The sequence below is a fragment of the Asanoa sp. NPDC049475 genome (assembly GCF_040676915.1).
Taxonomy (GTDB): Bacteria; Actinomycetota; Actinomycetes; order Mycobacteriales; family Micromonosporaceae; genus Asanoa.
The window spans coordinates 354,064-376,361 of sequence record NZ_JBFAPY010000003.1 but is presented as its reverse complement, the minus strand read 5'-3'; the positions used below and the strand labels follow the sequence as shown (position 1 = coordinate 376,361).

Genomic DNA, 22,298 nt, shown 5'->3' with positions numbered 1-22,298 from the left:
CCGAAACGGATTAGCCCCACAGCTCCGGGAAGACTTTGGCCACCTTCGCCGTCAGGTAGTCGCCGTAGCTGCCGGTGAACGCAACCGGGTCCGCGCCGTCCCAGCGTGGCTCACCGGTCGCCGTCGTGCGCGCCCGGCCAGGCAGCGGCGGCACCTCCGCCAGGAAGTCCGGGTCGAAGAAGAACGGGTACGACAGCCGTTCGTTGCCACTGACGTTGCGCACCCGGTGCAGGGTCGACCGGTACCACCCGCCGGTCAGCCGTTCGAGCATGTCGCCGATGTTGCAGACGAACGTGCCCGGCAGCGGGGGAGCGTCGACCCAGCCGCCCGGCGTGCGTACCGCCAGACCGCCGTTGGGGTCCTGCGCCAGCAGCGTGAGCAGGCCGTAGTCGGTGTGCTCGCCGACGCCCCACTCGTCCGTGTCCGGCGGCTGCGGCGGGTAGTGGAAGATCCGGAAGAGCACCGTCGGCACCCGGGTGTAGCCGGAAGCGAAATAGTCGGCCGGCAGGTCCAAGCTGCGGGCGACCCCACGCATGACGTCCTGGGCCAGCCCGGTCAACGCGGCGATGTATTCGAGCACCGCACCGCGCAGCTCGCCGGCCGGGAACAGGTTGCGCCCGTGCAGCGGGAGCCCCGTGCGCGGGTCGCCGTCGGCCAGCTCCTCGCCGAAGTAGATGCCTTCCTTGTGGTCCGGCCGGCCGGCGGTCAGCTCGCCTCCCAGCGGGAAATACCCCCGCCAGGCCGGGCCGGCGTGCCGCATCGCGATCGCCAGCTTCTCCGGCTCGGGCAGGGCGAAGAACGCCCGGGCCGCCGCGTCCAGCCGGGCCAGCAGCTCGCCCGGGATCCCGTGCCCGGTGACGTAGAAGAACCCGGTGTCCCGGCACGCGGACTCGATCTCCCGAGCCACCCCGTCCGGGTCGCCGCCGCTACGCAGTGGGCCGACATCGATCACCGGGAGCCTCGTCTCCGCCATGTGCAGAGCCTAGGATCTCCGCATGACCCCGGAGGAGATCGGAGCGCGGCTGACCCGGTTGGTCGCCGGTGAGGCCTCCGTCTCCGGCGGCAACGCGCACGCCCGCGCGACCGTCGACGTGCCTCCCGCCGGTTGGGCCGAGGCGGTCCGGGTCGCCCGCGACGACACCGCGCTGGCCTGCGACTTCTTCGACTGGCTCTCCGCGGTCGACGAGCTCGACGACGGCTTCGCGGTGGTCGCCCACCTCTGGTCGACGACTCACCACCACGGTGTGCTGCTACGCACGCGCGTGCCACGGGCCGAGCCGGTGGTCGACACGGTCGTGCCGATCTTCCCGGGCGCGGCCTGGCACGAGCGCGAGACGCACGAGATGTTCGGCATCGACTTCGCCGGCCACCCCGACCTCAAACCGCTGCTGCTCCCGCCGGAGTTCGAGGGCCATCCGCTGCGCAAGGAGTTCGTGCTCGCGGCCCGGGTCGCCAAGTCGTGGCCGGGCGCCAAGGAGCCGGGGGAGAGCGAGGCGGGCACCAGCAAGCGCGCGCCGATGCGCCCGCCGGGCGTGCCGGCACCGGGCGAGTGGGGGCCGGCCTGATGCCCCTCTGGCTGGAGATCGGTGTCCGCGTGGTCGGCGTCGTCGCCGCGTTCCTGGTCCTCCCGCTGGTCGTCGGCCAGACCGAGCACAAGGTGATGGCACACATGCAGGGCCGGCTCGGCCCGATGTACGCCGGCGCGTACCACGGTTGGGCGCAGCTCATCGCCGACGGCATCAAGTTCGTGCAGAAGGAGGACGTGACGCCGTCCGCCGCGGACCGGGCGGTGTTCCGGCTGGCGCCGATGGTCGCCCTCGTGCCCTACCTGCTGGTGCTGCTCGTCATACCGCTCGGTCCGGGCGACCTGGTCGGCCAGAACCTCGACGTCGGTCTCTTCTTCGTGCTCGCCGTCCTCGGCGTCGGCGTGGTCGCGGTGCTGATGTCGGCGTGGGCCTCGGCCAACAAGTACAGCCTGCTAGGCGGCCTGCGGGGTGCGGCCCAGCTGCTCGGATACGAGCTGCCGATGGTGCTGGCCGCGGCCAGCGTCGCGATGGCGGCCGGCACGCTGAGCCTGACCGGCATCGTCGAGGCGTGGCGACCGTGGTGGCTGCTCTGGCAGCTCCCGGCGCTGCTGGTGTTCTTCGTGGCCGGGCTGGCCGAGATCCGCCGGCCGCCGTTCGACATGCCGATCGCCGACTCCGAGCTCGTGTTCGGCTACCTGACCGAATACACCGGCCTGCGCTTCGCGTTCTTCCTGCTCGCTGAATACGTCGGCATCGTGGTGATCGCGGCGCTGACCACAGTGCTGTTCCTCGGCGGCTGGAAAGGCCCGTTCGACGACCAGCTCGGCTGGCTGTGGACGCTGATCAAGATCTTCGCGGTCGCGTTCGTGGTGATCTGGTTCCGGGTCGCCTATCCCCGGCTGCGCGAAGACCAGTTGCAGCGGCTGTGCTGGCTGGTCCTGGTGCCGGTGTCGCTGGGCCAACTGGTGTTGACCGCGGCCGTGCGGGTGGCGCTGTGACCGACCGCGAGGCGGCCGTCCGGCGGCTGATCGCCGACGTCTGGAACGGCGCCAACGAGGCCAGCGCGTACGAGCTGATCGCGCCCGACTGCCCCGGCCTGGGCGCGAGCGGCCCGGTCGGCGTGCTCGCCTGGCACCAGGAGCGGCGAGCGTCCTTTCCGGATCTCCGCTACAAGGTCGTCGACCTGATCGTCAGCGGCGACCGGGCGGCGGTGCACTGGCGGGCCGCCGGCACCCAGACGGGTCAATTCGGGCCGGTGCCACCAACAGGCACCGTGGTCAGCTATTCGGGTGCCACGTTCCTGCGCTTCGACCCCGAAGGGCTGATCGCCGACGTCTGGAGCATCAACGAGCTGTTCCAACTGCTCCAGCAACTAGGCGTAGAAATGTTGCCCCCGGCTTAACAAAAGCGAACCCTGCGGGCGACCGTACGCTTGCAATGCGTGGTTGAATGCCGACATCGACACGCATCTGGGTGCGTCGGTGCCCACTCCCAGCCTCCGGCGGCCGCCTCCCGGTCCGCCGGACCGGCCGTGGTCCGTTCCAGAGCCGATCATGCTCGCTCCGGTGCCGGAGGTGCCCGACGCGGAGCCGACCGCCAACCCGGCCGCCGTCGCCCTGGCCCGGGCCTACGCGATGGCCCCGGCGGCGATCCGGCTGAGCTGCGGCATCGCCGTGGCGGCGGTCGCCCTCGCGGTCCGGGAGCCGCCCGTTCAAGCCGTCCCGCTCGCGATCGCCGTGGTCGTGCTCACGATCTGGTCCTTTGTGTTCTATCGGCAGACCGTCGAGAACGGCATCCGGGCACGGGTGGTGCTGATCGACTGCGGGCTGACCATCGTGGCCTGCCTGGCGATGCGCATACTCGTCGCGCCTGACGTCATGCCGGGCGGCGTGAGCTGGGTCGCGGTGCTGGCCAGCACGTCGATCATCACCGCCCAGTTCCCGGTGCGGGTGGTGCACGGCGTGCTGCTCGGGCTGACCATCGCGGCCGCGTACTGCGTCGGCGCGATCGTCGCGGGCCACACCGCGGAGGCGCTCAGCCACTCCGCCGTGCTGGTGGCACAGACGTTCCTCGCGGCGGGTCTGGTCTACGTGACCCGGCGCAGCGCCCGTGCGGCCGACGGCGTGTTCACCGCCTACCAGCGCGCCCACCGGGAGACGGTGATCGCCCGGGCGGCGCGCGAGGCCGAGCGCAAGCAGAACCGCGACCTGCACGACACGGTGCTCTCCACGCTGACCATGGTCGGCCTCGGCGGTGTCGCCGGCCAGTCGGCGATGCTGCGCGCCCGGGCCTCCTCCGACCTGCGTACCCTCTTCGACCCGGCGCGTCGACCGGTGATCGACCCCGCTGCCAAGGTGTCCCTCGACGAGCGGCTCCGGGTCGTCGTCGAGCGCTACGAGGGCTATCCGCTGACCGCCGCCCTGGAGCCTTGCCTCGTGCCGTCCGCGGTGGCGGACGCGATCTCCGAGAGCGCCGACGCCGCCCTGTCCAATGTGGTCCGGCACGCCGAGAACGCGGTCGCCTGGCTGCGCCTGCACCGGACCCGTGGGTCCGTCGTGGTAGAGGTGATCGACGTCGGCCCGGGCTTCGACATGGCCGCCATCCCGCCCTACCGGTACGGCATCCGCGAATCGATCATGGCCCGGATGGCGGCGGTCGGTGCCACCGCCCGGATCGACACGGCGCCGGGCAACGGCACCCGGATCCAGCTGGAGTGGGTCGATGTCGGCTGAGCGTTTGCGCGTGGCCGGTGCCGCCGTGGTGGCCACCGCCGACCGCGGCGGCCGGATCGCCGCCGTCGCCATCGCGTTCGGCTGGCATCTCGCCGTCAACGTGCCAGGCATCGTGGGCGGCTGGAGCGACTACCGGGTGGCGTGGGCGGCGCTGGCCGGCTGGGTGCTGTTCGCCCTGGTCGGCGTGCTCGGCACCGCGCGGCTGTTCTACGGCTTCGCCGTGCCGGTCGCCCCGCTGCTGACCGTGCTCCTGATCGTCGACGCGCTGATCATCGCGATCACTCCCGGCGGCCAGTTCTTCACCGGCATGAACTGGGCATGGGGCACCGTCGGGTGGTTCGCGCTCCTGCTGCTCTATGACAAGCGCGTCAGCGCGCTCGTCGCTGTGCTCCTCGCCAACGCGGCGCTCGGCCTCGTCGGCGTGCTCGCCGCGAGCGGCGAAGCGAACGGCGCCGTCGACCTGAGCCGGTTCGTCATGTACGTCTACGGCACCGGCGTGCTGCCGATCGTGCTGGTGGTGGCCACGACCGTGCTCCGTGGAACGGCCCAGGAGGCGGCCGCCAGCGAGGCGAAGCGCGCGGCGCTGGAGTCGGAGCGGCTCGGCGCGGCCCACGCCCAGCGGGAACGCCAGGAGCGGCTCGGCATCGTCTCCGAGGCGGCCGGCGCGCTGCTGCACGACCTCGCCACCGGCCGCGCCGACCCGGCCGACGCCGACGTCCAGCGGGCCTGCGCGCTCGCGGCGGCCCAGCTCCGCCGGCTGATCGCCGAGTCCGACGACGTGCCCGACCCGTTGCTGCACGAGCTGCGCGCCTGCGTCGACGTGGCCGAGCGGCAGGGTGTGCCGGTCGACCTGATCGCGGTCGGCGAGCTGCCCGAGCTCGACGTCGCGATCCGGCGCCGGCTGGCCGAGCCGCTCGCGGCGACGCTGGCGACCGCGCGGGACTGGGCGCGGGTGACGGTGGTGGCACAGCCCGACGAGGTGGTGGTCAGCCTGACCACTCCGGCGACGGCGGGTCCGGCCAAGGAGTCGCACTCCTGGGCCATGGACGGCGTAGTGGACTACTGGTACGAGCGGGACGAGGAACTGGTATGGACGCAGACACGGTGGCGGGCGGCATGACGTACGGGTCGGGGGGCGCGCGGACCTCGGTCGCGATCGTGGACGACCACCCCGTGGTGCTCGAAGGTGTCCGCTCCTGGCTGGCCGCCGATCCGCGGCTCGAGGTGGTCGCGACGGGCGACAACGTCGACGCCGTGCTGAGCGCCGGCCCGGCCGACGTGATCCTGCTCGACCTGCGGCTGCACGGCCGGATGGCGATCGACAAGGTGAGCGAGCTGAGCGCGGCCGGGCAGCGCGTGGTGGTCTACTCCGAGCACCACGAGGCGTCGACGATCCTGGCCGTCCTCGACGCCGGGGCGGTGGCGTTCCTGGCCAAGCACGAGGGCCGCGACCACTGTGTCGAGACCGTGCTGGCGGCCGCGGCCGACCGGCCTTACGTTCCACCGTCGCTGGCCGGTGCGATGGTCGGCGACCGGCGCAGTTCCCGGCCGGCGCTGTCCGACAAGGAGCGCGAGGCGCTGCTGCTCTGGTTCCAGTCGATGTCGAAGGCGTCGGTGGCCAAACGGATGCAGATCAGCGAGCACACGGTCAAGCAGTACGTGGACCGCGCGCGCATCAAGTACGCGCGGGCCGGGCGGCCGGCGGCGACCAAGTCGGCCCTGCTCGCGCGGGCGATCGAGGACGGGCTGATCCGCCCCGAGGAGATCGGGACGTACCGGTCATACGCCTCACCCGATCGGCCATTGCCCTAACCCGCCGATCGAACGACCCCCGGTTGACTGTCATGACACTGCGTGGCGGCGAGGCCAACATGGTGACAGGTTCCTCACCCTGGAGGCCCCTCCCCATGAGTGCCACACCCTTCTTCATCCAGCCATACCGGTTCGACGACCCGACCGCCGACGACTCCAGCCCGATGCTCGACCGCCAGCGCGCCGTCGTGCTCGAGCCGGGCGAAGAGGTGCTCTGGCGCGGGCAGGTCAACGTCGCTGGCTACCTCGTCGGCCCGGCCGGCGGCAGCGTCGCCAACGGGCACGCCGAGCGACGCTGGACGCTGCCCCGTTACGCCGACGTGACGATCACCGATCGCCGGCTCGCGTACGTCTGTGACGACTGGGACCTGGCCCGGGTCGGCGCGCCCCGGCATCGCTCCACGCCGGCGTTCGCCCGCCCGCGGCCCAAGCGCCGACCCGCCCTGGGCGGCGGCACCCGGATCGCCACCGGCCAGATCCTCTGGCAGTGGCCGTGGCGGCTGCACCTGCTGCCGGCGCCCGGCCCGCAGGGTGTGTTGATCGTCTGCGACTCGATGCGCTCCAACCGCCGCCCGGCGCTGATGCTCGCCGGCGGTGTCGCGGCCGACGGCCGGGAGCTCGCGCTAACGGTGCGCCGCTCGATCGCGCAGTTCCGCCTGACCAACCCCGACATCGTCGAGCTCTCGCCGCGCGACCGTGACGCGCTGCAGCTGCGGGCCGGCTCGGCCCTGCTGCTCGACGAGCTGACCGACCCGCAGCGTGGCGTCGCCCTGCCGGGCGGGCTGCCGGTCGAGTTCGTCAACCGCGACGACTATTACCACCCGGCCCCGGTCCAGCAACAGTGGGGCCTGGCTGGCGGCGGCCCCGCCTAGGTCGTCGGTCCAACCCCTCCCCGGCAAACAGGGCGTCCCGCGAGGGGCGTCCTGTTCGCATTGGGCGCACGGATTGAATCAAGACAACCACTCACGGCAGGATATGGGTCATGGGTGTACCCGGAGCAGGGTTGGCGAAGGGGCTGGCCGTCACGCTGAAGACGATGACGCGCCGCTCGCACACCCATCAGTACCCGGATGTGGCCCCTGACCTGCCGCCGCGGTCGCGTGGAGTGATCGCTCTCCTCGCCGAGAACTGCACGGTGTGCATGTTGTGCGCGCGTGAGTGCCCCGACTGGTGCATCTACATCGACTCGCACAAGGAAGAGGTCGTCGTGCCCGGCGCGGCCCGGGCGCGCCAGCGCAACGTGCTCGACCGCTTCGACATCGACTTCTCGCTGTGCATGTACTGCGGCATCTGCATCGAGGCGTGCCCGTTCGACGCGCTCTACTGGTCGCCCGAGTTCGAATACGCGGAATACGACATCAAGAACCTCCTGCACGACAAGGACAAGCTCGGCGAGTGGATGGACACCGTCCCTCCGCCGCCCGCGCACGACCCCAACGGCGAGCCGGCCAAGGAGGAGTCGGCCGCGGCCAAGCGCGCCGCCGGCGGCGAACCGGACGCCGGCCGCCCGTCCCGGCCGCCGAGGGCGCCGAGGTGACGGGCGCCGACATGCTGCTGCTGGCCCTCGGGGCGGTGGCGGTGGGTTCCGGCGTCCTCGTGGTGACCACCGACCAGCTGGTCCGGGCCGGCCTCTACCTGGTCGTCTGTCTCGGCGCCATTGCCGGCCTCTACCTGGTGCTCACCGCCGAGCTGGTGGCCTGGGTCCAGGTGCTGATCTACGTCGGTGCCGTCGTCGTGCTGCTGCTGTTCGCGGTGATGCTGACCCGGGCGCCGATCGGCCGCTCGCCGGACCTCAACCGCCCCGGCCTGCCGGCCGCGCTGATCGGCGGCGGCGCCGGGCTCGGCCTCGCGGCCCTGTTCGCCGACGCGTTCCGCTTCACCAAGGTCGACCTGCCGCGCCCAGGCAACGCGGAGGCCATCGGCACCGAGATCTTCCGCTCGTGGGTGCTGCCGTTCGAGGTGCTCTCCGTGCTGCTGCTCGCGGCACTGGTCGGAGCCATCATCGTGTCCCGGCCGGACATCGGGAGCAGACCGTGAGACCGGTTATCCCGTACGTGGTCGCCGCGCTCCTCTTCGGCGCCGGCGTCTACGGAGTCCTCCGCCGACGCAACGCGGTCCTGGTGCTGATGGCGGTCGAGCTCATGCTCAACGCCGTCAACCTGATCCTGGTCACCGCCGACACCACGGTCCGCGCCACGCTGCCGCACGGCGGTCAGGTCTTCGCGCTGTTCGTCATCGTGCTCGCCGCCGCCGAGGTCGGGGTCGGCCTGGCCATCGTCTTGCAGCTATACCGGCTGCGGTCCAGCGTCGCGGTCGACACCGTGCGGCTGGACGCCGCGCCGGCCAGCGAGCTCGACGAGCCTCGGCTGGTGCGCGAATGAGTCTTGACGTGCTGGGGCCGCTGCTTCCCGTCGTACCCCTGGTGGCCGCTCTCTCGGGTTTCGTTCTTCCATTGCGTTCCCGGACCGCGGCCGCCGCCCTCGGGATCGCCGGTGCGGCGGGCGCAGTGGTGGTCGCGATCGTGCTCGCGGTCCGCGTCGACGAGCCGTTCGAGACCGTCGTCGAGTGGGTCCAGATCGGCAACCTGTCGGTCACCGCGGGCGTGCGGATCGACTCGGCGACGACGATGGTGGCCGTCGCGGTCGGCGTGGTCGCGCTGGCCGTCCAGGTCTACTCCACCGCCTACCTGCACGACGACGACCGCTATCCGCCGTACGCCGCACAGGTCAGCCTGTTCACCGCTGCGATGTTGCTGGTGGTGGTGGCCGGCGACCTGATACTGCTGCTGGTCGGCTGGGAGATCATGGGCATCTGCTCGTACCTCCTGATCGGCCATGACCGGCGACTGCCCGAGGCACCGGCCGCGGCTGTGAAGGCGTTCCTGGTCACCCGGGTGGGTGACATCGGGTTCCTGCTCGGCATCGTGCTGCTGGGCGTCAACGCGGGCAGCTTCTGGATCACGCAGGTGCTGGCCTCGCTGCCCGGCCTGCCGGCCGCCACCGTGACCGCCGCGGCATTGCTGCTGCTCGCAGGCGTCGCGGGCAAGAGCGCGCAGTTCCCCCTGCACACCTGGTTGCCCGACGCGATGGCCGGCCCGACGCCGATCTCCGCCCTGATCCACGCGGCCACGATGGTCGCGGCCGGCATCTACGTGGTGACCCGGCTCTACCCGGTGTTCGTGCTCGGCGACCCCTCGCTGGTCGTGCTCGGCGTCATGGCCGTGGTCACCGTGCTGATCGGCGCGCTCGCCGCGACCGCGCAGGACGACATCAAACGGGTGCTGGCCTGGTCGACGGTCTCGCAGATCGGCTACATGGCAGCCGCCCTCGCCGTCGGTGCGCCGGCCGTCGCGCTGTTCCACCTGCTCACCCACGCCGCCTTCAAGGCCCTGCTGTTCCTCGGGGCCGGCTCGATCATCCACGAGGTGGGCAGCAACTCGATGTCCGCGATGGGCGGGCTGCGTCGCCGGATGCCGGCCACCTTCTGGTCCATGACCATCGGGCTGGGCGCGCTGATCGGCCTGCCGCCGCTGGCCGGCTTCTGGAGCAAGGACGCGGTGCTGCACGCCGCCTCCTCCGCGGAAGCCGGTTGGCTGCCGGGTCTGGTCTACGGCGTCGGCCTCGCGGGGGTCCTGGTCACCGCCTGGTACGCGGGCCGGCTGTGGCTGCGCACGTTCTTCGGCGCCCCGCGTTCGCCCGGGGCTTCGGCGGCGCACGAGCCGTCCTGGCCCATGACGGTGCCGGTCGTGGTGCTGGCCGTGCCCAGCGCGCTGCTCGGGCTGCTGGCCTTCGCCGACGACTTCGGCGCGCGGCTCACCCCGTTCGTGGTCGATGTCCCGGAGGCTTCGCTGTCCCACCTAGGTGCTGAGACGGCGGCCCCGCTAGCCGCGCTGGTGGTCGGGCTGGTGCTGGTCTGGGCGCTGTGGCGGCGCGATGCGGCGCGCGACCCGGCCCGGTTCCTCGGCCCGCTGAGGTCCACGTTCGACAACGCGTTCTGGCTCGACACCGTGCAGGACCGGCTCGTCGTCCGTCCGGTGGTGGCGCTGGCCCGCCGGGTCTCGTCCGCCGATCAGCGCGTCGTCGACGGTGCGGTCGAAGGCACCGGCCAGGGCACCGCCGACGCGGGTGACGTGCTCGCCGCCTGGCACCGGGCCGGGCTGCCCCGGGCCGCGACGGCCCTGCTCGCCGGGGTGCTGTTGTTCGCGTTCGCCGCGGCGCTCTACGGGAGTGCGACATGAGCGAGGCGTTGCTGATCGCGGTGCTGGCCCTGCCTGCCGTGGGTGCCGCCGGCTCTCTGCTCCCGGATCGCGCCGGCCGGCTCTTCGGCACGGTGTTCGCCGCGCTGGCGTTCGTCGCGAGCCTGCTGCTCGGCGCTTACTCGCACTCCACCGGCTGGTTCTCCTACGCGCCGTCCGGCGTGGGCGCGCCACCCATCGCGCCGTGGACCTCGGTCGACACCTCCTGGGTGCCGGCGCTCGACCTGCGGCTGCACTTCGGTGTCGACGGCGTCTCGTACCCCCTGGTGGTGTTGACCACGCTGTTGACCCTGCTGTGCTGCCTTTACACGCTGTGGCACGTGCCGGCGGGCGGCCGCGGGTCCACGCTGGTCGCGCTGCTGCTGGTCGTCGAGGTCGGCATGCTCGGCACCTTCCTCGCCCTCGACCTCGTGCTGTTCTTCGTGTTCTTCGAGGTCGTGCTGCTGCCGATGTACGCGATCATCGCCGGCTGGGGTGGCGAGCAGCGCCGACACGCGGCCCGCAAGTTCGCCCTCTACACCCTGTTCGGCTCGGTGCTGCTGCTGGTCGGCGTGTTCACGGTGGTCGCCGCCGCCGGCACCGCCGACCTGATCACGCTGACGTCGGGCTCGGTCTCGCTGACGCGCAACACCCAGCTCGCCGCGTTCGCGCTGCTCGCTATCGCGTTCGCGGTCAAGAGCCCGCTCTGGCCGCTGCACACCTGGCTGCCGGACGCCCACACGCAGGCGCCGACGGTGGGCAGCGTGCTGTTGGCGGGTGTGCTGCTGAAGATGGGCACGTACGGCCTGATCCGGGTGGCCGTCGGGGTGGCACCCGAGGGGGCGCGCTGGGCCGCGCCGCTGCTGGGGGCGCTGGCGGTCGCGGCGATCCTGGTCGGCTGCCTGGTCTGTCTCGCGCAGACCGAGCTCAAGCGCCTGATCGCCTATTCGAGCGTGGGCCACATGGGCTTCGTGCTGCTCGGCGTGGCCACGCTGACCGCGACCGGCATACAGGCCGCGCTGATCGGCAACGTCGCGCACGGCATCATCACCGGCCTCCTGTTCTTCCTGGCCGGAGCGGTCAAGGACCGGTTCCACACCGGCGACCTCGCGGTGCTCGGCGGGCTGCGCGAGCGGTCGCCGTGGCTGTCCGGCCTGCTGGCGTTCGCGGCGATCGCCTCACTCGGGCTGCCCGGCCTGGCCGGCTTCTGGGGCGAGGCGTTCGCTGTCGTGGCCGCCTTCGAGCGGGGCGGCGCCGGCTGGGTGACGCTGGGCGTGCTGGCCGCGATCGGTGGTGCACTGACCGCCGCGTACTTCCTGCGCATGCTCCGCAAGGTCACCCACGGCGCGGCCTCGCCCGCGGTCGAAGCGCCACCACCGCCGGCGCTGCGGATCAACGGCATGGAGCTGGTCGCCTGGTCCCCCCTGGTGGTGCTGGCCCTGCTCGTGGGTCTCGTGCCGGCAGTGGTGCTCAGCCTCTCCGCGGCGCCGGTGCAGTCGCTGGTCGAGGCGGTGACTCCGTGACCCAGGCCGTCGACCATGTCGCGCTGCTGCCGGGCTATCTGGCCGCGGCGACAGCGGTGCTGGTGCTGCTGGCCGACCTGTTCGTGGCCCGGCGGCCTGTCACTTTGACGATCGCTGTCTGCGGGGCGCTGGCGACCGCGGTGGTCGCTCTGGTCGTCGGCGCCGGCAGCGATCGCTCGACGTTCTGCCTGCCGGACGGCTGTTCCTACGTGGTCAACGGCCGCTCCGCACTGTTCGCGACGCTGTTCGGTTTCCTGACGGCGGCCGTGCTGCTGCTCTCGGCCCCGCTGCTGCGAGCCGGCGTAGCACCGACAGGCGAATACTGCTTCCTACTCGCCTGCTCGATGACCGGCGGTGTGGTGCTGGGCTCGGCCGGCGACTTGATCACCCTGATCATCGCGCTGGAGACCTTGACCCTCCCGCTGTACGTGTTGGTCGGCATGCGCCGCCAGACGATGGAGAGCGCCGCCGGGGCGGTCACGTTCTTCGTGGTCAGCGTCGTGGCGACGGCGGTCTCGCTGCTGGGCGCGGCCCTGCTCTACGCGGTCACGGGCCGACTGCACCTGTCGTCCCTGGCCGCGGCCCTGACTGGCGACGTGTCGTTGGCCGGGGGAGACCCGGTCCGCGCGCTGGACCTGCCGCTGACTTCGGCCGGCATCGCGCTGCTGGTGCTGGGTCTGGCCTTCAAGGTCGCGGCGGTCCCGTTCCACGCATGGGCGCCACCGACGTACGACGGCGCCCCACTGCCGGTGGCGGCTTATCTGTCGACAGCCTCGAAGCTCGGCGGCGTCGTGGCCCTCCTCGCGGTGGTGACGGTAGCGCTGCCGCCGGCGGTCACCGGCCCGGTCCTGGCCGCACTCGCGGTGCTCACCATGACGGTCGGCAACCTGGTGGCGCTGCGCCAGATCCGCATGACCCGCCTGCTCGCGTGGTCGTCGGTAGCGCAGGCGGGCTACATCCTGGCGCCACTGGGCGCGCTGGCGCTGGCCGACGGCCGCACAGCCGAAGCGTTTTCCACGGCGGTTACGGCAGCGGTGGCCTACACGATCTTCTTCGTGGTCCTCGAACTGGGCGCCTTCGCCGCGGTTGTCGCGCTGCGCGCCCCCGACGCCGACGGCGGCCGCCTGGACTCGTACCGGGGAGCGGCCCGCCGCAACCGCTGGGTGGGAGCGGCGCTGGCGCTGGCCCTGATCGGCCTGGCGGGCCTGCCGCCAGGCTTGGCAGGCTTGTTCGCGAAGGTAGCCGTGGTCCGCTCCCTACTGACGGGCGCCTCGAGCTGGCTAGCGATAATCGTGGCCCTGAACGCCGTGATCGGCCTGGCCTACTACGTCCGAGTAGCAGCGCTCCTGTACGCCCCGGACCCGCTGAACCGCCCGTCCCGCGCAGTGCCGTGGCCAACAGCCGGAGTCCTAGCAGTAGCAACCGCCTTCGCGCTGGCAGTCGGCTTCGCCCCGCAACTGGTCCTGAACTGGGCAGCGGGCTAACACCCCACCCGACGCGAGCGCTCGCGGGCCACAGACGGCCGGCAGAGAAGCGGAAGCGGCGGGCAGCGGCCGTCGGGTCCATGGCCCATCCTGCCGACCATCGTGGTCCCAACTAGGCGGATGGGTCTAACTGTTCGCAGGCGGGCCGCCGAGGCTAAGTCCCGCGCAGGCCACCTCGGCTTCGGAGAATGTCCAAGGCGGTCAGGGTGGACAGAGATCGTGTGCGCCACATCGAGACGACGCCCCGGCCCGGCCATGATCATGTGAGCCTGGTCTGGGCGACACGCCGTCGAACGTATCGACCGACCACACACGATCATGAAAAAGACGCCTAAGGCTATTGATGAGACGCACATGATCAAGGACTGACCGCCCGACGGGCCACCCTCCCGACCAGCCGTCCGAGAGCTTGCCGCCGCGGCGCAAAATTGCCCATACTTCGGACCTGCCTGGCCAAGCGGGACATCCGCCACGGTGACACCGCCATCTACCGCGCCGCCCTACTGCTGTCCGCGGCCATCATCTGGCTCTCATGATCGGCAGCCCGTCCGATCGGTTGGGGTTGAAGCTGGCGCTGCCAAAAGCCGCCGGCGAGGGGCGGGTCCCGTTGTCGGGCGTAGCCCACAAATGAGGATCTGCGGGTGGTGACAAGGTGGAGCGCCCCACGGACGAACGACCTTTGTCACCACCCGCAGATCCTGATGCCCTTGCGAAGACCGACAACGGGACCCGCCCCTTCCCCCGGGTCCCAGCAGCTCGCGGCGGGGTCCGGGGCAAAGCCCCGGAGACGCGACCACCAAGCCAACCAAACGTCCCAACCCCTGACCTGGGTCGGGTCCCAGGGGTAAAGCTCTGGCGGTGGGCCGGTGGGGAATGGCGGGGTCGTTGGAGTTCGGGCGGAGGGCCGCGTTGAACCTCTGGCAGCCCGGCCGGCGGCTCACGAGACATTGCCGGGGCAGGTCGAGTTCGGGCGCGGTCCGGCGTGAAGCGCCGACTTCGCGGCCGGCAGGCGGCGGGCTATGGCCGGGTTCGTTGGAGTTCGGGCCGGGTCCGGGTGAAGCTCCGGCGGAGCGGGCGGCGGTCGGTGGCGCGGTCATCGGAGTTCGGCGGAGGCAAGCGTTGAGGCTCTGGCGGCCCGGCGGGCGGGCCGGCGAGACGTTGCCGGGGCCGGTCGAGTCCGGGCGGGCTCCGCGCGAGGCGCCAACTTCGCGGCCGGCGGCCGGGGAGAATGGCGTGGGCCTGCGGTGAAGCTCTTACGGCGCGGCCGGCGAGCCGCGACCTACGGCCCGGGTCGTTCGACTTCGAGCGAGCGGGGACGAGCGCCCACCGCGCGATCTCCGAGACAGCGCCACCCGGACGCACAGCGCAAGAACGACACCCAAACCGACCGGCCCTTCGGCTCGTGTGCCGCGGACGTGGCAGGGACGGGCCCCCAAGGCCCGGCCCGGTCCCCGGCGGGAGCAACGGCCAGCACCCGCACGAACCCGGGAAAACCTGCCCTTAATCGCCCTTCGTCCCGATTGACGGTTTCACCTTCAGCGAACTCTCAGCTGGCGCGGGCATGGTCGATGGACGAGGGGTGTTGAACAGTTCAGCGGGATCACCCCACCCGCGTTCTGAAGGAGGGACGCGTTGCACAGGCATTTCAACGGCCTCAAGACGGCCGCGCTTCTAGGCCTGCTCACAGCGCTCATTCTCGGCATCGGCTTCGCGGTCGCCGGCACGTCCGGTCTGGTTATCGCCCTGATCATCTCGCTGCTGCTGAACGGCACCAGCTACTTCTGGTCTGACAAGATCGCGTTGCGGTCGATGCGGGCCCGGCCGGTCAGTGAGGCCGAGTTCCCCGCGCTCTACCAGATGGTGCGGGAGCTCGCGGCGGACGCTCGGCAGCCGATGCCCCGGCTCTATGTCAGCCCCACGATGCAGCCCAACGCGTTCGCCACGGGGCGCAACCCCCAGCACGCGGCGGTCTGCGTGACCACCGGGATCACCCAGATCCTCGACTACCGCGAGCTGCGGGCGGTGATCGGGCACGAGCTGTCGCACGTCTACAACCGCGACATCCTGATCTCCAGCGTCGCGGCGGCGATCGGCGGCATGATCACCTTCCTCGCCTACCTGGCGTGGTTCCTGCCCGTCGGCGGTGACGACGACGAGGGTCAGAACCCGGCCGTGTTCTTCGCGATGCTGATCCTCGGCCCGTTCGCGGCGTCGATCATCCAGCTCGCGATCAGCCGGAACCGCGAGTACCAGGCCGACGCCTCCGGTGCCGCCCTCAGCCGCGACCCGCTCGCCCTCGCCAGCGCGCTGCGCAAGATCGACGCCGGCGCTCGGCAGCTTCCGCTGCCGGCCGACAACCAGTACACGACGACCGCGCACCTCATGATCGCCAACCCGCTGCGCGGTGCGGGCCTGGCCAAGCTGTTCTCCACCCACCCGCCGATGGCCGACCGGGTCCGCCGGCTGGAGGAGATGGCCAACCGCCAGGTCGGTCCGGTGCAGTTCCAGTAACCTGCGTCACCCTGTAAACAGTTAGGCCGGAAGACCAGTCGACCGTTAGGTTCGGCTGGTCTTTCGGTCGTTACAGGGGGTGTCTGGTGGCAGCGCTGCGGCAGTACCTGGTGGTCTGGCGCATCCCAGGCGCTCCGGTGCTGTTCGTCTTCGGCATCATCGGCCGGCTCGGCATCGGCATGACCCCGCTCGCCCTCCTGCTGGTGGTGGAGGACGTCACCGGCCGCTTCTCGACGGCGGGCATCGCGGGCGGCATCTACGCGGTGGCCGGAGCGCTGCTCAGCCCCCTCGCCGGGCGCGTAGCCGACCGGATCGGCCCGACCCGGGTGCTGCTCGTCACCGGTGTGGCGCACCCGCTGGCCCTGCTCGCCCTGGTCGTAGCCCACGACAAAGGCCTGGCCGTGATCTACGCGGCGAGTGCGGTGGCCGGCGCGACCTTCCCACCGATGAGCGCCGCGCTGCGCGGTGCCTGGAACGACGTGACGGCACCAGCGACCGGCCGGTACGCCCTGCGCAATCTCGCCCTGGCCGCCGAGACCGCGCTGTTCGAGCTCGTCTTCGTGCTCGGCCCGCTCCTGGTCTCGGCTTTCCTCCTCTTCGCCGACGCGACCGCGGCACTGCTCGGCGCCGGCGTGGTCACCCTGGTCGGCACGGTCGTGGTGGCCCTGGGCAAGGTCATGCGCGGCTGGCAGCCGCATCCGCCGTCGACCCACGCCAAGGGCCTCGGCCCGCTGAAGGTCCCGGGCTTCCCGGCACTGCTGGTCTGCGTCTTCGGCCTCGGCACGGCGTTCGGCGCGACGGGGGTGACCGTGCCGGCCTTCGCGGCGGCGGAGGGCGTCTCTGACCCGGACACGTTGGCCGGGGTACTGCTGTCGGTCTGGGCGGTGGGCAGCGCGACCGGCGGCTTCTGGTTCGGCACCCGCCGGCCGGCGGCCAACCTGACCCGCCAGTTCACGATGCTGTTGACCCTGTTGGCGGGGACGTTCGCGGTGTTCGCGGTCATGCCCTCGCCGCTGTGGCTGGGCATCGCGTTGGTGTTCGGGGGTGTGGTGATCGCGCCCGGGCTGACGGTGGAGAACACGATGGTGGGGCGGATCGCTCCTGGATCGATGTTGAACGAGGCCTATACCTGGGTGGTGACGGTGTCGGTCGGTGCGTCCGCGGTTGGTGGCGCTGGCGCCGGGTGGCTCGTCGACAAGGCGGGTCCGCCGTGGGCGTTCGTGTTCGCGGGGGTGGCGGTGGCGGTGGGCGCTCTGGTCGCGGCTCCGTCCGGGGGGCCGATCGCAAGGGCGGAGAAGCACGCGGCGGTACGCCTGGACGCGGCCCTGGAGCCCGAAACCGCCTGACGCCGGCCCGTGTTCTGGCGCGCCTCGCCGCCTGTCTCGATCTCCTAAGGCCTGGCCCTCGTCGTCGAAGACACGCGGCCTACCCGGTTCGTCTCTGTCCTGGGTGCCGGCCGCCCGGCCGCGAGGGCTGATGTGGGCTCGGCGCCTGAGGCGGCCTGACCCTCCCGACGGGGTTCGGCCCGGTCGCGGGTCGCGCGGCCGGGCCGAGAAGAGCTGACGCCGCCCGTAGGCCGCGGGTCGCCGCTAGCGGTAGTTCGTGAACTGCAGCGCGACGCCGAAGTCGCCGCCCTTGAGCAGGGTGATGACCGCCTGGAGGTCGTCCTTCTTCTTGCCGGTCACGCGAAGCTGGTCGCCCTGGATCTGGGCCTGGACTCCCTTCGGGCCTTCCTCGCGGATCTTCTTGCTGATCGCCTTGGCCTTCTCCGAGTCGATGCCCTGCACGATCTTGGCGTCGATCTTGTAGGTCTTGCCCGAGGCGCGGGCTTCGCCGGCGTCCAGCGACTTCAGCGAGATGTTCCGCTTGATCAGCTTCTCCTTGAAGACGTCGAGCGCGGCCTTGACCCGCTCCTCGGTCTCGGCGCTGAGGTTGACGGCGGCCTCGCCGCCGGCCCAGGTGATCTCCGCCCCGGTGCCGCGGAAGTCGAAACGGGTCGCAAGCTCCTTCTCGGTCTGTCGTACGGCGTTGTCGACCTCTTGCTGGTCGACCTTGCTGACGACGTCGAAGGACGGGTTCGCTGCCATGATCATGCTCCAACTCGGTGCGGTGTTCTGGCGATGTCGACGGCCGGCACGGCGGCTCGGACATGCCGACCGTACCCGGTTGCATTCCGGGCCGGTGCTACCGCTATCCTTGCTTCCGCTGCCGCATCCGGTGTGGCGGCACGCCCTGGCGGGTTGCCCGAGCGGCCAATGGGAGCGGACTGTAAATCCGTCGCGAAAGCTACAGAGGTTCGAATCCTCTACCCGCCACCAGGCGACAAGCAACGACCCCAGACCGGCAATACGCGGTCCGGGGTCGTTTCATTTTCGGCGCTTATCTGTACGCCTTTTGCGCGGGGTCGAGTGACATTCCGTCATGCGCCCGGCACTGGCCCGTGGCAATCTAGGTCGATGGCTGGTCCGGTGGTCGCTCAGATCAATCTCGTCGTACGCGATCTCGCCACAAGCCTCGCGTTCTACCGACTGCTCGGCTGGGACGGCGAGCCGACCGGGCCGCACGTCGAGTTCCACTTTCCGAGCGGGCTGCGGGTCGAGCTCGACGAGGCTGAGTCGATCCGGTTGTGGAACAGCGGCTCGCCCAAGCAGCACCAACCCGGCAGCGGCGTGATCGGCACCCGCTTGGCGAGCCGCGACGAGGTCGACGAGCTCTGGCAGAAGATCGTCAACGCCGGGCACGAGAGCCGCCAGGTGCCCTTCGACGCGTTCTGGGGTTCGCGCTACGCGATCGTGGCGGACCCGGACGGTCACCAGATCGGCCTGATGAGCCCGGACGACGACGCGCACCGGCACTGGCCGCCGCGCCCGGCGCCCACGGCCTAGCGAACCAACGCCGAGCCAACGCGGATGTCGGAGGATGGTTCAGGCGACGTTCGCGCCATTCGCAAGAAAAAGCATGTCTCCATCTTCTAGATCAAACTCCGCCAACCCGCTGGTCAGGCGCTGGCAGCGGTCAAGGCGACCACCGCGCGGTGCGCCGCCGCGCGTACCCGGGGGATCGGATCGGTCCTCAACTCGGTGACCGCCGTCAACGCGTCGCCGACCAGATGACGGGCGATGACCTTCGCGGCCATCTCACGCACCCGCCACTCGGGGTCGCCGAGAGCGCCCACGACGGTCGATGCCGCGCGGTCCTCCCACGCCCAGAGCAGACCGCGCGCCGCCCAGACGCGAACCCAGTACCAGCGGGAAGATCCCGGGCCACCGCCCTCGGGATCGAGTGCCCACGATGTCGCCGGACCACCCAGGACGACGATGAGGGGCACGTCCCGGTCATCGGCTCCGGACAGCAGCGCCATGCAGCCGTCCACCACCGCGTCCCGGCCGCGCCGCTCGCACTCGGCGAGAATCCTGGTCCGCGGCGGCGGCGCGTACACCGTTGGGGGTCGGCCGTTCACCCGCAGATTGTCACCGGTCGTAAGCCGAAGTGGTGGACTTCCGACTGGACAAATGCGACCGACCAAAGCGATGGTTAAGGTTGGCCTCATACGATTGGTTGGGTTTTCATCTGCCGATGGTTCGGGCCCGGCCCGATGCTCTGTGCGTCGCCATGCATGATGTGGCACCATCTCCTTACTCGTAAGTCCCACCTGCGACAGGGAGCAGCCAGATGCGTGCACGCTTGTTCGGCCGTTGGGTCGGCCGGGCTGCCGTCTTCGCCGTCCTCGGTTTCGGTGCCCTGGTCGCTGGCGGCGTCGCCTCCGCCGCGGTCTACGTCGACCGCTCCGAGGTGCCCGCGATGGGGTCCGCCATCTCCAGTGCCGCTTCGGAGTCCGCGCTTTCGGCGTTCTCGTTCGACTGGGGCTGACCAGGCCGGCGCTATCACGCGCCCACAGTGAAGGCGCTAACCGGTGACCGCTGCCCGAAGCAACGTTCGTCGCTCAGAGGACCTGGCCTGGTTGATCACCGGTCCGATGGGCCTCTTCACCGTCCTGGTAACGCTCTTCATCGGCCTGAATTTGCCCGACTTCGCCGGTTCGTGGCTGCTAGGGCTGCTCTTCCTCGGCCTGTTCGCCGTCGCTGACCTCTTCCCGTTGGTCTTCCAGGTCCGCCGGCAAGCGTTCAAGATCGTCCTGACCGAGATCCCGCTGCTGCTCGCGCTCTACGCGATCCCGCCGCTGACGCTCATCCTCGCCCGCGTCCTGGCGGTCATCATCTCGCGGCAGATCCACCGGTCGGCGCCCGTCAAGCTCTGGTTCAACGTGGCCAGCAACGCCGCCGGCACCGCGCTGGCCTGTCTCATCGTGTTCGCGTTCGGTCCGTTGCACGAACCAGGCACGCCGTTCGAGGCCGGCCCCTACGCCCTCGCCGTGCTCGCGGTCGCCGTCGTCGGCATGGCGACGCTGACACTCGCCACCACCGTCGGCGTGATCACTCTGGTCCAGGGTCGGATCTCCACCCGAGTGCTGAGCCAGATCGCGATCCCCGGTCTGATCGTGTCGGGCATAAACATCACGATCGGCCTGATCACCCTGCTGATCATTCAGCAGGGGGCATGGGCCGCACTGCTGCTCGCGGCGTTGGCCAGCTGCTTCATCGCGGCCTACCGCTCCTATTCGCAGTTCGTGCGCCAGCACCGCACGCTGAGCGAGATCTACGACCTGACCCGCGCGATCGCCGACACCCCCCACGACGGCACCCTGACCGACGTCCTTCTGCACCGGGTGCGGGCACTGCTCCAGGTCGAGTACGCGACCCTCTGGCTGCCGGCCCTCGGCCGCTATCCCGAGGTGCTGCTGAGCGCCCGAGTGGATGACACCGGCCTGGTCGACCTCGTCGGAGTGCCAGAGTCCCTCCGTCGGCGGGTCAGAGAGACCGGCGAGACCGTCGCCGTCGGGCACAAGCTCGGCGGGGAAGAGCTGCGCGCGGAGCTGGCGAGGACCCGATCCAAAGACGCCATCGTGGTCGCGCTGCGGGCGGGGTCCGCCGTGATCGGCACCCTGGAGGTGGCCAACCGTTTGGGTGACGCCGCCACTCTCGGACCCGGCGACGCACGCCTGCTGGAGACCATCGCCGCGCACGCCGCGGTCGCGGTGGAAAACTCGCGGTTGGTCGAGCGGCTTCGGCATGACGCCTACCACGACGCACTCACCGGCCTGCCCAACCGGCGCCGGATCACCGCCGCCATCGAGGAGTCGGTCGGCGTCGGCGCGCCCGGCGAACAGGTCGCGGTCCTCCTCTTCGACGTCGACGGCCTGCGCCAGGTCAACGAGTCGATGGGGCACGTCGCGGGTGATCAGGTGCTCGCCGAGGTGGCCCGCCGGCTCCGCCGGGTCGCGCCCGCCGGCGCGCTCCTGGGCCGGCTGGGCAGTGACGAGTTCGTGGTGACGCTGCGGGTCAGCGGAGCCGAGGAAGCCGAGGCGCTGGCCACCCAGATCCGCCAGCAGATCCGTGACGAGATGGTCTTCGGCTCGCTCACGCTCGACGTCGAGACGGCGGTCGGCATCGTCGTACACCCGGATCACGGCAGTGACGCCGCCCTCCTGCTGCAGCGGGCCGACCTGGCGGCCACCGCGGCCAAGACCGTGCCCGGCAGCATCCAGCTCTTCAACGCCGGGCTGGAGTCGCGGTCCGTGCGCCGCCTCGCCCTGGCCGGCGACCTGCGGCGCGCCCTCGACAACGACCAGATCGAGGTCTACTTCCAGCCGAAGGTGACCTTGACCGACCGGCGGCTGCTCGGCGTCGAGTGCCTGGCCCGCTGGGAGCATCCCGCGCACGGCGCCGTGCCGCCGGAAGACTTCGTCGCGGTCGCCGAGCACACCGGCCAGCTCGCGCGGCTCACCGAGGCGGTGCTCAAGGAGGGTCTCAAGCGGTGCCGCGACTGGGCCGCCACCGACCATCCGCTGTCCATCTCGGTCAACCTCGCCGCGCGCACGTTGATCGACGCGGACTTCCCGACCCGGGTGCAGGAACTGCTCGGGGAGTACGGCGTGGCGCCGCACCGGCTGACCTTCGAGATCAAGGAGGAGGGCGTCCTCGACGGCACCGACCGTCCGATGCCCACCCTGCGCCGGCTGCGCGACATCGGCGTGCGGCTGTCGGTCGACGACTTCGGCACCGGCTACTCGTCTTTGTCTTATCTGCGTCGCCTGCCGGTGCACGAGGTCAAGGTGGACCGCTCCTTCGTGCAGGGCATGGCCACCGACCCGGCCGACCTGGCGATCGTCAACGCCGTCGTCACCCTTTCGCAGCAGTTCGGGCTGACGGTGGTCGCCGAAGGAGTCGAGAGCGAGCTGACCCTCGAGCTCCTGCAGGACATCGGATGTGAGGTCGGCCAGGGCTTCCTGTTCAGCCGGCCGCTGCCGTACGAGCGCCTGGAGGCCTGGTTCTCGGCCCAGACGGAGGCCGAGTCGACGGCCGCCGGCGAGGTCAGGCGCCTGCGCGCGGTCACCTGAGATAGTCGCCCGCGCGGCA

The 22,298-nt window shown here is 71.0% G+C and carries 21 protein-coding genes and 1 tRNA gene; 19 read left to right on the top strand and 3 right to left on the bottom strand.

The annotated features are described in order from the left end of the window. Positions 1-10: 10 nt before the first annotated feature. Positions 11-973, bottom strand: coding sequence for a 2-oxoglutarate and iron-dependent oxygenase domain-containing protein (locus AB0J88_RS12940; protein ID WP_364345462.1), 963 nt, complete (start codon positions 971-973; stop codon positions 11-13). A 22-nt stretch (positions 974-995) separates the two neighbouring features. On the opposite strand from AB0J88_RS12940, the gene AB0J88_RS12935 reads away from it, so the two are divergent. From AB0J88_RS12935 to AB0J88_RS12865, 15 genes are all read left to right on the top strand, one after another. Beyond that, complete coding sequence (locus AB0J88_RS12935; RefSeq protein ID WP_364345464.1) at positions 996-1,565, top strand: NADH-quinone oxidoreductase subunit C; 570 nt, start codon at positions 996-998, stop codon at positions 1,563-1,565. Further along, entirely contained in the window at positions 1,565-2,524 is a 960-nt protein-coding gene (locus tag AB0J88_RS12930; RefSeq protein WP_364345466.1) for a complex I subunit 1 family protein, read from the top strand. Before AB0J88_RS12935 ends, AB0J88_RS12930 begins: the two co-directional genes overlap by 1 nt. Then, positions 2,521-2,928 (top strand): ester cyclase, encoded by a 408-nt coding sequence (locus tag AB0J88_RS12925; protein WP_364345468.1) that lies wholly within the window; start codon positions 2,521-2,523, stop codon positions 2,926-2,928. Before AB0J88_RS12930 ends, AB0J88_RS12925 begins: the two co-directional genes overlap by 4 nt. 163 nt (positions 2,929-3,091) lie before the next feature. Next, positions 3,092-4,258: an ATP-binding protein gene (locus tag AB0J88_RS12920; protein WP_364737886.1), complete on the top strand. Its 1,167-nt coding sequence runs from the start codon at positions 3,092-3,094 to the stop codon at positions 4,256-4,258. Then, the gene (locus AB0J88_RS12915; protein ID WP_364345472.1) at positions 4,248-5,378 is read left to right on the top strand and encodes a hypothetical protein; all 1,131 of its coding nucleotides are present in this window, start codon (positions 4,248-4,250) and stop codon (positions 5,376-5,378) included. The genes AB0J88_RS12920 and AB0J88_RS12915 overlap by 11 nt, the downstream gene beginning before the upstream one ends. Then, on the top strand, positions 5,348-6,070 hold the full coding sequence (locus AB0J88_RS12910) for a response regulator transcription factor (RefSeq protein WP_364345474.1): 723 nt from the start codon (positions 5,348-5,350) through the stop codon (positions 6,068-6,070). Before AB0J88_RS12915 ends, AB0J88_RS12910 begins: the two co-directional genes overlap by 31 nt. Before the next feature lie 95 nt (positions 6,071-6,165). Beyond that, a complete protein-coding gene (locus AB0J88_RS12905; RefSeq protein WP_364345476.1) occupies positions 6,166-6,942 on the top strand; it encodes a hypothetical protein in 777 nt (258 codons plus the stop codon). 110 nt (positions 6,943-7,052) lie between these two features. After that, positions 7,053-7,607: an NADH-quinone oxidoreductase subunit I gene (locus AB0J88_RS12900; RefSeq protein WP_364345477.1), complete on the top strand. Its 555-nt coding sequence runs from the start codon at positions 7,053-7,055 to the stop codon at positions 7,605-7,607. Then, complete coding sequence (locus AB0J88_RS12895; protein ID WP_364345479.1) at positions 7,604-8,107, top strand: NADH-quinone oxidoreductase subunit J; 504 nt, start codon at positions 7,604-7,606, stop codon at positions 8,105-8,107. Before AB0J88_RS12900 ends, AB0J88_RS12895 begins: the two co-directional genes overlap by 4 nt. Beyond that, positions 8,104-8,451, top strand: a complete 348-nt coding sequence (gene nuoK, locus AB0J88_RS12890) for an NADH-quinone oxidoreductase subunit NuoK (RefSeq protein WP_364345481.1) — start codon at positions 8,104-8,106, stop codon at positions 8,449-8,451. The genes AB0J88_RS12895 and nuoK overlap by 4 nt, the downstream gene beginning before the upstream one ends. Then, the gene (locus AB0J88_RS12885) at positions 8,448-10,307 is read left to right on the top strand and encodes an NADH-quinone oxidoreductase subunit L (RefSeq protein ID WP_364345483.1); all 1,860 of its coding nucleotides are present in this window, start codon (positions 8,448-8,450) and stop codon (positions 10,305-10,307) included. The genes nuoK and AB0J88_RS12885 overlap by 4 nt, the downstream gene beginning before the upstream one ends. Beyond that, entirely contained in the window at positions 10,304-11,827 is a 1,524-nt protein-coding gene (locus tag AB0J88_RS12880) for an NADH-quinone oxidoreductase subunit M (RefSeq protein WP_364345485.1), read from the top strand. The genes AB0J88_RS12885 and AB0J88_RS12880 overlap by 4 nt, the downstream gene beginning before the upstream one ends. Next, positions 11,824-13,311 (top strand): NADH-quinone oxidoreductase subunit N, encoded by a 1,488-nt coding sequence (locus AB0J88_RS12875; protein WP_364345487.1) that lies wholly within the window; start codon positions 11,824-11,826, stop codon positions 13,309-13,311. The genes AB0J88_RS12880 and AB0J88_RS12875 overlap by 4 nt, the downstream gene beginning before the upstream one ends. 1,632 nt (positions 13,312-14,943) lie before the next feature. Further along, positions 14,944-15,822: a zinc metalloprotease HtpX gene (gene htpX, locus AB0J88_RS12870; protein ID WP_364345489.1), complete on the top strand. Its 879-nt coding sequence runs from the start codon at positions 14,944-14,946 to the stop codon at positions 15,820-15,822. Between the two features lie 86 nt (positions 15,823-15,908). Then, positions 15,909-17,168: an MFS transporter gene (locus AB0J88_RS12865; protein WP_364345490.1), complete on the top strand. Its 1,260-nt coding sequence runs from the start codon at positions 15,909-15,911 to the stop codon at positions 17,166-17,168. Positions 17,169-17,411: 243 nt separating this feature from the next. Here AB0J88_RS12865 and AB0J88_RS12860 read toward each other — a convergent pair whose 3' ends face one another. After that, positions 17,412-17,909 carry a YajQ family cyclic di-GMP-binding protein gene (locus AB0J88_RS12860; RefSeq protein WP_364346114.1) on the bottom strand — a complete coding sequence of 166 codons (498 nt, stop codon included), beginning with the start codon at positions 17,907-17,909 and terminating at the stop codon, positions 17,412-17,414. Between the two features lie 147 nt (positions 17,910-18,056). Here AB0J88_RS12860 and AB0J88_RS12855 point away from each other — a divergent pair. Further along, a tRNA-Tyr gene (locus AB0J88_RS12855) sits at positions 18,057-18,140 on the top strand. A gap of 138 nt (positions 18,141-18,278) precedes the next feature. Next, the gene (locus tag AB0J88_RS12850) at positions 18,279-18,707 is read left to right on the top strand and encodes a VOC family protein (protein WP_364345492.1); all 429 of its coding nucleotides are present in this window, start codon (positions 18,279-18,281) and stop codon (positions 18,705-18,707) included. 113 nt (positions 18,708-18,820) lie between these two features. On the opposite strand, the gene AB0J88_RS12845 is transcribed toward AB0J88_RS12850, so the two are convergent. Continuing rightward, entirely contained in the window at positions 18,821-19,282 is a 462-nt protein-coding gene (locus AB0J88_RS12845) for a HEAT repeat domain-containing protein (protein WP_364345494.1), read from the bottom strand. A gap of 212 nt (positions 19,283-19,494) precedes the next feature. On the opposite strand from AB0J88_RS12845, the gene AB0J88_RS12840 reads away from it, so the two are divergent. Together AB0J88_RS12840 and AB0J88_RS12835 are read left to right on the top strand one after the other, a co-directional pair. Further along, positions 19,495-19,692 (top strand): hypothetical protein, encoded by a 198-nt coding sequence (locus AB0J88_RS12840; RefSeq protein ID WP_364345496.1) that lies wholly within the window; start codon positions 19,495-19,497, stop codon positions 19,690-19,692. Positions 19,693-19,798: 106 nt separating this feature from the next. Next, positions 19,799-22,279 (top strand): bifunctional diguanylate cyclase/phosphodiesterase, encoded by a 2,481-nt coding sequence (locus AB0J88_RS12835; RefSeq protein ID WP_364346115.1) that lies wholly within the window; start codon positions 19,799-19,801, stop codon positions 22,277-22,279. The last annotated feature ends 19 nt before the right edge of the window (positions 22,280-22,298 follow it).